Genomic DNA, 9105 nt, shown 5'->3' with positions numbered 1-9105 from the left:
CTCCAGCATGTCGTCGATGGACAGCCTCAGCGAGCCGAGCGAGGCCTGCAGCCGGCGGACTTCCTCCTCGCTGTCCTCGTTGAACAGATTGGTGACGACGATGCGCGGCTCGTGCAGCACGACATGGCCGAGCCCGACGCCTTCGTTGAACGAGAGGCCGGTGAAGCTGACCGGGCGGCGCAGGTCGAGCTCCAGACCCGGGCGGGTCAGCCTGGCGAGATCGCCGGTGGCGATCATCTCGGCGATGACCATTGCCGTCGTTTCCAGAGCCTCGACTTCATCGTCGCGGTAGTGGCGCATGGTCTTGTTCTGCACCACGAGCACGCCAAGCGTCCGCCCTGCCCTGAGCACTGGCACCCCGAGGAAGGAGTTGTAGATCTCTTCGCCGGTCTCCGGCAGGTAGGCGAAGGCCGGATGCTCCTGCGCGTTGGAAAGGTTGAGCGGCCGTGCGCTGGCGGCGATGGTGCCGACGAGACCCTGGCCGAGCCGCAACTGCGCCAGGTGGACGGCGTTCGGATTGAGACCTTCGGTGGCGTAGAGCTCGAGCACCGAATCGGCGCGCAGCACATAGAGCGAGCACACCTCGGCGACCATGTTGGAGGCGATGTCGCGCACGATGCGGTCGAGCCGCTCCTGCGGCTCCAGCGGCTCCTGCATGAGCTCGCGGAGCCGCTTCAGCAGAACGCGCGGGCCACTGGCCGTATCACGCATCGCGGCTTCTTCTCCAATAGAGTCCTTGCCGGCGCAGTTTCCGCCGCGCCCGGCACTCACGCAACAACTGATTCAGTCTTGCTATTGCTTATCCAGACCGTAGACGGAATGCAAAGTGCGAACCGCCAATTCGGTATACGGACCGTCGATCAGTATCGAAATCTTGATCTCGGAAGTGGTGATGGCGCGGATATTGATCGCCTTGTCGGCCAGCGCCTTGAAGGCGGTGGCGGCGACACCCGCGTGGCTGCGCATGCCGATGCCGATGACCGACACCTTCGACATGCCGGCTTCCGACTGCACCACGTCATAGCCGACATCGGCTTTCAGGCGCTCCAGCACCGCAAGCGCCTTGTCGACGTCGCCCGACGGCACCGTGAAGGTCATGTCGGTGAACTTGCCGTCCTCGGAGATGTTCTGGACGATCATGTCGACATTGATGTTGGCTTCGGCCAGCGGCCCGAAGATGCCGGCGGCAACGCCGGGGCGATCGCCGACGCGGCGCAGCGAAATCTGCGCCTCGTCCTTGGCGTAGGCAATTCCGGTGACGACCTGCTGTTCCACGATCTCTTCCTCGTCGCAAATAAGCGTTCCGGGCGGATTGAGCAAATCCCCCATTCCGGGCGCGTCGGGATCGTCGAAGGACGACCGCACGAAGGTACGCACCCTGTGCACCATGGCAAGCTCGACCGAGCGCACCTGCAGCACCTTGGCGCCGAGCGAGGCCATTTCGAGCATTTCCTCGAAGGAAATCTTGGCCAGCCGCCGCGCCTTCGGCTCGATGCGCGGATCGGTGGTGTAGACGCCGTCGACATCGGTATAGATGTCGCAGCGGTCGGCCTTGACCGCCGCCGCGATCGCCACGGCGCTGGTGTCGGAGCCGCCGCGGCCGAGCGTTGCGATGCGGTTGTCCGGGCCGATGCCCTGGAACCCGGCGATGACGGCCACCTGGCCCTCGCCGAAGCGCTTGATCAGGAAGCCGCCGTCGATGTCGAGAATGCGCGCCGCGCCATGCGCGTTGTCGGTCTTGATCGGGATCTGCCAGCCCTGCCAGGAGCGGGCATGCACGCCCATGTTCTGCAGCGTGATCGCCAGGAGACCGGCCGTGACCTGCTCGCCGGAGGCGACCACGGCGTCATATTCGCGCGCGTCGTGCATCGGCGAGGCCTCGCGCGTCCAGCCGACCAGTTCATTGGTCTTGCCGGCCATCGCCGAGACCACGACCGCGACCTCATGGCCGGCGTCGACCTCGCGTTTGACATGGCGCGCCACGTTGCGGATGCGGGCGATGTCGGCGACGGAGGTTCCGCCGAATTTCATCACGATGCGCGCCATGGAAACGAAATGCCTTTGACTGGATGCCGGGCCGTGGGGCCGAAAAACACGCCGGCCAAGGCCGGGTGCTGAATGCGCGGCCTCCTTAGCCAAATGATCAGGATTTCGCAAGCGATGGCGCGCAACAACGATCCGCGCTGAAAATATCGGGGTTGCTGACAAATTTGAGCACTAGGTCATGCGATAGATGAGCCTGGAAGCCCGACACCGAGGAGGATAGATGGCCGAGACCCTGGAAATCGTCACCTTCCGGCTGAAGCCCGGAACCGAACCGGGCTTTGTCGACGGCAACGGCCTGCTCAGCGACTGGCTGGCGCGGCAGCCCGGTTTCCTCAGCCGCTGCCTGGCCAGGCAGGACGACGGCGGCTGGGTCGATCTGGTGCGCTGGCAGAGCCGCGAGCAGGCGCTTGCCGCCGCCGGTCGGATCATGGCCGAGATCGGCGATTGCCAGGCGATGCGGGCCATCGATCCCGCCAGCGTCGACATGAAGCATCTGGCGGTGGCGCTCGCCGTCTGACCTTGATCCCGCTGCCGGCGAATTCCTGGCCTGCTGGTACGCCGATCCTCATTCCAGCCGCGCCGCGCTTCGCCACAGGCCGGGGTAATCGAGGACGAAACCAGCCGGTGAAACTTCCAGGATCGCGTTGTAGCCGAACATCGGCGCATCATAGCCGTAACGAGTATCGTCGAGCCGCCGGTAGCTCTGCTCGAGGCGCATCAGCCTGAGTTCGGGAAAGGCCAGATAGGCGGCCGGCGCGGGCGTCGACATGCCGACGCCGAGGTCGAAGCGGCGGATCGCCAGGAGGTTCGTGGCGGGCGTGAAGCCGAGATCGACGTCGATCAGGCCGGCGACCTCCGCCTGGCCGGCGCCGTTCAGCGTCCAGCCGCCATCGGCAAGCCGCTCGATCTCAAAGTGCAGGGTTTCCGCGCCGAGAAAACCGTCGACGCGCGCCGAGCGCGTCCGCCAGCCGGAATCGCAGTCGGCTTCATAGGCGAGGCTGCACGGCTTGCCGTCATGGACGAAGAGCGCATGGCCCCTGAGCTTCCAACCGTCGTCCGCCTCGCAAAGCAGGCAGGCATCGTGCCCTTCCAGGTCGAGCCGCCGCCATAGGATCGAAGAGTGCGGGCGCATGATCACGCTCCTGTTTGAAACATCATGCCTCATCATTCGTCCGTCAGGGCAATGCCGTTGCCGTTGCGGGCCGACGAAACTGCCATGTGCTGACAGAACGCCTCCGCCCGACCGCCGGCGCGCGCAGGCTCGCTGTTCGCTCGTGGCAGCAGTCGAAAAAAGCCGCCTTGACATTCGCGGCCCGGCAACCGACTTCCTAGCACTTTGATTTTGCGCATGATCCTTTCCGAAAATCGAAAGCGATTTTCGGGGTGATGCGCCAGGAGATCCGCCCATGCCAGAGCCCCGACGGTCGACGATCGATGCCGGAGAAGTGGAACGCTTTTCCGCGCTGGCCGCCGAATGGTGGAACCCCAACGGCAAGTTCCGGCCGTTGCACAAGTTCAATCCGGTGCGGCTTGCCTATATCCGCGACCAGGTGGCGGCGCGCTTCGGCCGCGATCCGCGCGCGGCCAGACCGTTCGAAGGCCTGCGCTTCCTCGACATCGGCTGCGGCGGCGGTCTGCTGTGCGAGCCGATGGCGCGGCTCGGAGCCGAAGTGGTCGGCGCCGATGCCTCCGCCACCAACATCGAAGTGGCGAAGCTTCACGCGGCCGAGGTCGGCGTCAGCGTCGATTACCGCGCCACCACGGCTGAGGACCTCGCCGACGCCGGCGAGACATTCGACGTCATCCTCAACATGGAAGTGGTCGAGCATGTCGCCGACATCGACCTGTTCGTGGCCAAATGCGGCCAGATGGTCAAACCGGGCGGCATCATGTTCGTCGCCACCATCAACCGCACGCTGAAGGCGCTCGGCCTCGCCATCATCGGCGCCGAATATGTGCTGCGCTGGCTGCCGCGCGGCACCCACCAGTTCGGCAAGCTGGTACGGCCGGAGGAGCTGGAAAAAGCCCTCGGCGCGGCCAGCCTGACCATCATCGACCGCACCGGCGTCGTCTACCATCCGCTGGCCGACCGCTGGCAGCGGTCGAAGGACATGGACGTCAACTACATGGTCCTGGCCGAAAAAGCCTCGGTCTGACCTCGCCCTGTCAGGCTGCCTGGCTCCGCATCTTCAAGCTCGTCTGGTTCTGCGCCTTTGTGGTGATGAACACGCCGATCGTGATGATCACCGCGCCCGCCCAGGTCAGCAACTGATAGTGCTCACCAAGGAAGATCGTGCCGGCGAACAGGCCGACCGCGGCCGCGACATAGCCGATCTGGCTGAGATAGACCGGACCGCCGACCGCCTGCAGGCGGAAGAAGAAGGCAAACATCGCCGAGGCCGACGCCACCTGCCCGGCGACCACCAGCGGCACCGCGCCGAGCGGAGCGAATGCCTGCCAGCCGAATAGCGTCAGAATGCCGGCCAGCAGCAGCGTCGCCGAGGCCAGATGGCTGCCGACGGCAAGTTCGATCGGACCGGTGTCTTCGGGCCAGTCGACGGTGCGGTAGATGTTGCCGGCAGCGAGGCTGACCGGGATCAGCAATCCGACCGCTACCCAGAAGAACTCGGCCGGCTGGCCGGCCTCGCCGCGCGTGACCGCCACCATCACCGCGCCGGCGAAGCCGACCGCGATGCCGACGACACCGAGCAGGTTTGGCCGCCTGACGCCGAGCAGGATCGAGAACACCAGCGTGACGACGGGTGACAGCGTGAACATGATGCCGGTGTAACCGGCTCCGAGATGCGGGATGGCCGAGAACATCAGCAAATTGGGGACCGCATAGGACACGGCGGCGGTGACGAAAAAATAGCGTAATTTGTGCGCCGTCAACCGGATGCGTTCGCCGCGCAGCAGAAGCGCCAGCAACAGCACGCCGCCGGCGCCGAGCGAGATGACGAAAGCCCAGACCATGGCCGGAACGCCGGCCGCCGTCGCCAGTTTGCCGAACGGCAGCGTCAGGCCGAGCAGGCCGCCGGTGACGACCAGCAGGCCGGCCGCCGAATCCCAGAGAAGTTTCATCGGATGGTCCCGTCGTTCAATCGCGGCGCTTGGCCGCTATTGTGTTTTGCGATAACATAGTGCAAAGATTCTTTATGTCAAGATACTTTTCGGTGAGATAGATGGATCGGGCGGCAAGGGCGATCGAGCAGTGGCAAAGGGAACGGCCGGACCTGGACGTCTCGCCTATGGCCGTGATCGGACGGTTGAACGAAGCCGCCTCGCTGATCTCGCGCGAGCGGCTGGCGCCGCTGTTTGCCCGCTTCGGATTGCAGCAAGGCGAGTTCGACGTGCTGGCGACCCTGCGCCGCTCCGGCACGCCCTACGCCTTGACGCCGACCGATCTCTACGAGGCGACGATGGTCACCTCGGGCGCCATGACCGCCCGGCTGGACCGGTTGGAGAGGGCCGGTTTGATCGAACGCGCGCCGCATCCCAGCGACCGCCGCGGCGTGGTGGTGCGGTTGACCGAAAAGGGTTTGGCCTTGACCGACGAGGCGCTCGCCGCCCATGTCGCCAACGAACATGAAATCCTCGCCGGACTGACCGCGCCGGAGCGGGAGACACTGGCCAGTCTGCTTGGAAAGCTGATCGGAAGCCTGAGCTGAATGCTCAGTTGCGGTCGTCGGGAAAGCTGGGGATCGGCATGAACTCGACGCCATCCTCGACCAGACTCTTTGCCTCGTCGACCGTCGCCTCGCCATAGATGCCGCGCGGATCGGTCTCGCCGAAATGGATCTTGCGCGCTTCCTCGGCGAATTTGTCGCCAACATAGTCGGCATTCTCGCGCACCTTCTCGGCCATCGCCTTCAACTGCGCCAACGCCTGCTTCTGCGCTTCGCCCATGGCGAGCGCGATCTTTTCCTGCTTGCGCCCGGTCGAGACGGCCGGCGCCATCAGCGCCTTGTCGACCTTGTGCGAACCGCAGCTCGGGCAATCGACGAAACCGCGCTTCTTCTGGGTGTCGAAATCGTCATTGCTCCGGAACCACGCCTCGAATTCGTGCTCGTGCTCGCAGATCAGGGAGAAACGGATCAAGAGGCGGCACCCCTGAGGCGTGGCGCCTCGCCGGCATTGACCGAGAACTCGCGCGCATTCTTGAGATTGGGAATCTTCCTGCGCGCGGCAAGCGACCGCGCCGGGTCGATCTCGGCGACGATCACTGCCGGCTGGTCGTGCGCCGCTTCCGCGACAATGCGGCCCCACGGGTCGACGATCAGCGAATGGCCATAGGTCTCGCGGCCGTCCTCGTGCAATCCGCCCTGGGCAGCGGCAATCACATAGGCGCCATTCTCGATGGCGCGGGCCCGAAGCAGCACATGCCAATGCGCCTCGCCGGTCTGCCGGGTGAAAGCGGCGGGCACCGACAACAGGTCGGCACCGGCCAGCGCCTCGGCGCGGAAGAGCTGCGGGAAGCGCAAATCGTAGCAGACGGCAAAGCCGAGCTTCGCGCCGCCGATCTCGGCGACGACAGCTTCGGTGCCCGGCTCGTAAGCGGCGGATTCGCGCCAACTCTCGCCATTGTCGAGATCGACGTCGAACATGTGGATCTTGTCGTAGCTGGCGATCGTCGCCCCATCCGGCGCGAACAGCATGGCGCGGTTTGCCAGCTTGCCGTCGGCGCGCAGGATGGCGGTCGAGCCGATGTGCAGGAAAATGCCGAGTTCCCTGGCCAGCTTCCTGGCGGTCGAGACGATGATGTCCTTGTCCTCGGAGGTGAAGGAGGCGGCACGCGCCTCCTTGTCGCGCACCAGCGCGCCGGTCATCTCGGGGGTCTGGACATAGCTGGCGCCAAGGCCTGCCGCCTCGCGCACGAGGTGCTCCAGATCGACCGCGTTGCGCTCCGGGCTCTCGCCCGAACGCATCTGCACCGCCGCTGCCTTGAAAACACCCATGGTCAAGCCCTCGAACCGTTGGCAAGCAACACATCGAGCCGGCCCTCCGCCTCCAGATCATGGAGGTCGTCGGATCCGCCGACATGCGTGTCGCCGATGAAAATCTGCGGAAACGTGGTACGGCCATGCGCTCTGGAAATCATCTCCTGGCGCAGTTCCGGCGAGAAGGAAGCATCATGCTCGGTATAGGCGACGCCCTTGCGGTCGAGGAGCCGCTTGGCTGCGGTGCAATAGCCGCACATCATCCGGGTATAGATCGTCACATCGATCATCAGCCAGCAATCCTGCCTATGCATGCGCCTGGAGGCGCGTGGCGCTTCCGGGATAACGACATGCACGAAAACAACAATTCTCGCTTTATATAGTCGCGGACTCGTCGGCCCGAAAGTCCCCCGGCAAAACGCGCGCGAAGGTCAGCACGTCGACGGCTCCGGCGCCGCCCTTCTTCAGCGCCTTGGCCACCGACCTCACTGTCGCGCCGGTGGTGTAGACATCGTCGATCAACAGCACCCGGCGGCCGGCAATCTCGATCTCCGCCTCGGTCGGCACGCGGAAGGCGGCGCGCACATTGTCCTCGCGCTCCTGCCGCTCCAGCCCGACCTGCTGGCGGGTGAGCTTCACGCGCCTCACCACCGAAGGCGAGAAAGGCAGGCCGCTGAGGTGCGATACCGCCCTGGCCAGCTCGGCCGACTGGTTGAACTGCCGCCGGAAGAAGCGCCGCCAGTGCAACGGCACCGGCACGACGAGATCGGCCTCCGCGATCAGCTCGGCTCCGGCGCGCAGCATCCAGCGCGCCATCCATGGCGCCAGATCCGTGCGGTCCTGATACTTCAGGCCTTGCACCATCTGGCGCGCCACGCCGGAATAGACGACCGCGGCCCGCGCCCGTTCGAAGGGCGGCGGATCGGCGATCGCTTCGGCCGAGAGGAAGCCTTCGCCCATGTCATGGGTGAACGGCGTGCCCATCACCGCGCACCAGGGCCGTTCCAGCAGCCTGAGCTTCGGCCAGCAGGTCCCGCACAGCACGCCGGGCTGCGAGACATGGCGCCGGCAGCCGGCGCAGACCGGCGGAAACAGGATGCGCGCCGGCAAGGCCAGTGCCCGCCGCGCGATGGTCCCGAGTTCAACGGCCTTGATCTTCGGCATTGGATCGGCCACGTGGTTTCGTCGCCGCTCCACTATAATCGGAGCGCGGAAAACAGGAACCTGCCCGTTGCAGCCTATCATCGACACCTCGCTCTGGCTGGCGCGCAAGCGCCGCGCCCTGGCCCACACCGTGGGCGGCGCCGATTTCTTGATGCGGCGGGTCGCCGATGACCTTGCCGACCGGCTCGGCGCCGTCGAGCGCAGCTTCGGCAAGGCAGCCGCGCTGTTTTGCCAGACGCCGGCGGCAGCGGATGTGCTCGCCGAAAGCGGCAAGGCGGCGGAGATCGCGCGCGTCGAAGCGGACGCGGCTTTCCTCGGAGACAGGGCAGGCCTTGTCGCGCCGCTGGAGACGGTGCCGTTCGAGGCCGAGAGCCTCGATCTGGTTGTCTCGCTGCTGTCGTTGCAGGCGATGAACGATATTCCCGGCATGCTGGCACAGATCCGCCGGGCGCTGCGGCCAGACGGGCTTTTCCTCGGCGCCCTGGCCGGCGCCGGCACGCTTTCCGAATTGCGCGAGAGCCTGCTCGCCGCCGAGACCGAGCTCTACGGCGGCGCCAGCCCGCGCGTCATTCCCTTCACCGATGTCCGCGACGCCGGCGCGCTGCTGCAGCGCGCCGGCCTGGCGCTGCCGGTCGCCGATGTCGAGACGGTGACGGTCCGCTACGACACCATGTTCGACCTGCTCGCCGATCTCAGAGCCATGGGCGAGAGCAGCGCGCTCGTCGACCGCAGCCGGCGGCCCGGCACGCGAAATTTCCTCGCCCGCGCCGCCGAGATCTACGCGGAGCGGTTTTCCGACCCCGACGGCCGGATCAGGGCGAGCTTCTCGATTGTATGGCTGTCAGGCTGGGCGCCCGATGCTTCGCAGCAAAAGCCGCTGAAGCCGGGCTCGGCAAAGGTTTCGCTGAAGACGATCCTGGAAGACCCGCAGCGGCGTTGAGACCGATCAGTGCTGGGC

Annotated in this window: 13 protein-coding genes; 4 read left to right on the top strand and 9 right to left on the bottom strand. The window is 65.8% G+C overall.

Features of this window, described 5'->3' with window-relative positions; all coding sequences use genetic code 11:
* On the bottom strand, positions 1-711 hold a 711-nt coding region (locus EN738_RS25055), incomplete at its 3' end, for a GAF domain-containing protein (protein ID WP_127286052.1).
* An 81-nt stretch (positions 712-792) separates the two neighbouring features.
* Positions 793-2046 (bottom strand): aspartate kinase, encoded by a 1254-nt coding sequence (locus EN738_RS25050; RefSeq protein WP_127286051.1) that lies wholly within the window; start codon positions 2044-2046, stop codon positions 793-795.
* A gap of 220 nt (positions 2047-2266) precedes the next feature.
* On the opposite strand from EN738_RS25050, the gene EN738_RS25045 reads away from it, so the two are divergent.
* Positions 2267-2563, top strand: a complete 297-nt coding sequence (locus EN738_RS25045; RefSeq protein ID WP_127286050.1) for a hypothetical protein — start codon at positions 2267-2269, stop codon at positions 2561-2563.
* Between the two features lie 48 nt (positions 2564-2611).
* Here the strand turns inward: EN738_RS25045 and EN738_RS25040 are convergent, their stop codons facing one another.
* Positions 2612-3178 (bottom strand): putative glycolipid-binding domain-containing protein, encoded by a 567-nt coding sequence (locus tag EN738_RS25040; protein ID WP_127286049.1) that lies wholly within the window; start codon positions 3176-3178, stop codon positions 2612-2614.
* A gap of 32 nt (positions 3179-3210) precedes the next feature.
* The gene (locus tag EN738_RS25035; RefSeq protein WP_127286048.1) at positions 3211-3396 is read right to left on the bottom strand and encodes a hypothetical protein; all 186 of its coding nucleotides are present in this window, start codon (positions 3394-3396) and stop codon (positions 3211-3213) included.
* 56 nt (positions 3397-3452) lie between these two features.
* On the opposite strand from EN738_RS25035, the gene ubiG reads away from it, so the two are divergent.
* A complete protein-coding gene (gene ubiG, locus EN738_RS25030) occupies positions 3453-4202 on the top strand; it encodes a bifunctional 2-polyprenyl-6-hydroxyphenol methylase/3-demethylubiquinol 3-O-methyltransferase UbiG (RefSeq protein ID WP_127286047.1) in 750 nt (249 codons plus the stop codon).
* A gap of 10 nt (positions 4203-4212) precedes the next feature.
* On the opposite strand, the gene EN738_RS25025 is transcribed toward ubiG, so the two are convergent.
* Entirely contained in the window at positions 4213-5127 is a 915-nt protein-coding gene (locus EN738_RS25025) for a DMT family transporter (protein ID WP_127286046.1), read from the bottom strand.
* Between the two features lie 101 nt (positions 5128-5228).
* Between EN738_RS25025 and EN738_RS25020 the strand changes: the two genes are divergently transcribed.
* Positions 5229-5714: a MarR family transcriptional regulator gene (locus tag EN738_RS25020; protein WP_127286045.1), complete on the top strand. Its 486-nt coding sequence runs from the start codon at positions 5229-5231 to the stop codon at positions 5712-5714.
* Between the two features lie 4 nt (positions 5715-5718).
* Here the strand turns inward: EN738_RS25020 and EN738_RS25015 are convergent, their stop codons facing one another.
* From EN738_RS25015 to EN738_RS25000, 4 genes are all read right to left on the bottom strand, one after another.
* Positions 5719-6144 carry a DUF1178 family protein gene (locus tag EN738_RS25015; protein WP_127286044.1) on the bottom strand — a complete coding sequence of 142 codons (426 nt, stop codon included), beginning with the start codon at positions 6142-6144 and terminating at the stop codon, positions 5719-5721.
* On the bottom strand, positions 6141-7001 hold the full coding sequence (locus EN738_RS25010) for a carbon-nitrogen hydrolase family protein (protein ID WP_127286043.1): 861 nt from the start codon (positions 6999-7001) through the stop codon (positions 6141-6143). The genes EN738_RS25015 and EN738_RS25010 overlap by 4 nt, the downstream gene beginning before the upstream one ends.
* A 2-nt stretch (positions 7002-7003) precedes the next feature.
* Complete coding sequence (gene grxC, locus EN738_RS25005; protein ID WP_127286042.1) at positions 7004-7273, bottom strand: glutaredoxin 3; 270 nt, start codon at positions 7271-7273, stop codon at positions 7004-7006.
* Between the two features lie 85 nt (positions 7274-7358).
* The gene (locus tag EN738_RS25000) at positions 7359-8159 is read right to left on the bottom strand and encodes a ComF family protein (protein ID WP_127286041.1); all 801 of its coding nucleotides are present in this window, start codon (positions 8157-8159) and stop codon (positions 7359-7361) included.
* Positions 8160-8214: 55 nt separating this feature from the next.
* On the opposite strand from EN738_RS25000, the gene EN738_RS24995 reads away from it, so the two are divergent.
* Positions 8215-9087: a methyltransferase domain-containing protein gene (locus tag EN738_RS24995; RefSeq protein ID WP_127286040.1), complete on the top strand. Its 873-nt coding sequence runs from the start codon at positions 8215-8217 to the stop codon at positions 9085-9087.
* Positions 9088-9105 lie beyond the last annotated feature (18 nt).

Source organism: Mesorhizobium sp. M4B.F.Ca.ET.017.02.2.1, assembly GCF_003998955.1.
GTDB classification, from domain to species: domain Bacteria; phylum Pseudomonadota; class Alphaproteobacteria; order Rhizobiales; family Rhizobiaceae; genus Mesorhizobium; species Mesorhizobium abyssinicae.
Note: the sequence above shows the minus strand (reverse complement) of the source record. Positions and strands in the feature narration are given on the sequence as shown.

What these genes read in the sequence shown, in the direction of transcription:
- EN738_RS25050 (WP_127286051.1), bottom strand. Translation starts at nt 2,046, where the DNA reads ATGGCGCGCATCGTGATGAAATTCGGCGGAACCTCCGTCGCCGACATC.
- EN738_RS25045 (WP_127286050.1), top strand. Translation starts at nt 2,267, where the DNA reads ATGGCCGAGACCCTGGAAATCGTCACCTTCCGGCTGAAGCCCGGAACC.
- EN738_RS25040 (WP_127286049.1), bottom strand. Translation starts at nt 3,178, where the DNA reads ATGCGCCCGCACTCTTCGATCCTATGGCGGCGGCTCGACCTGGAAGGG.
- EN738_RS25035 (WP_127286048.1), bottom strand. Translation starts at nt 3,396, where the DNA reads ATGCGCAAAATCAAAGTGCTAGGAAGTCGGTTGCCGGGCCGCGAATGT.
- ubiG (WP_127286047.1), top strand. Translation starts at nt 3,453, where the DNA reads ATGCCAGAGCCCCGACGGTCGACGATCGATGCCGGAGAAGTGGAACGC.
- EN738_RS25025 (WP_127286046.1), bottom strand. Translation starts at nt 5,127, where the DNA reads ATGAAACTTCTCTGGGATTCGGCGGCCGGCCTGCTGGTCGTCACCGGC.
- EN738_RS25020 (WP_127286045.1), top strand. Translation starts at nt 5,229, where the DNA reads ATGGATCGGGCGGCAAGGGCGATCGAGCAGTGGCAAAGGGAACGGCCG.
- EN738_RS25010 (WP_127286043.1), bottom strand. Translation starts at nt 7,001, where the DNA reads ATGGGTGTTTTCAAGGCAGCGGCGGTGCAGATGCGTTCGGGCGAGAGC.
- grxC (WP_127286042.1), bottom strand. Translation starts at nt 7,273, where the DNA reads ATGATCGATGTGACGATCTATACCCGGATGATGTGCGGCTATTGCACC.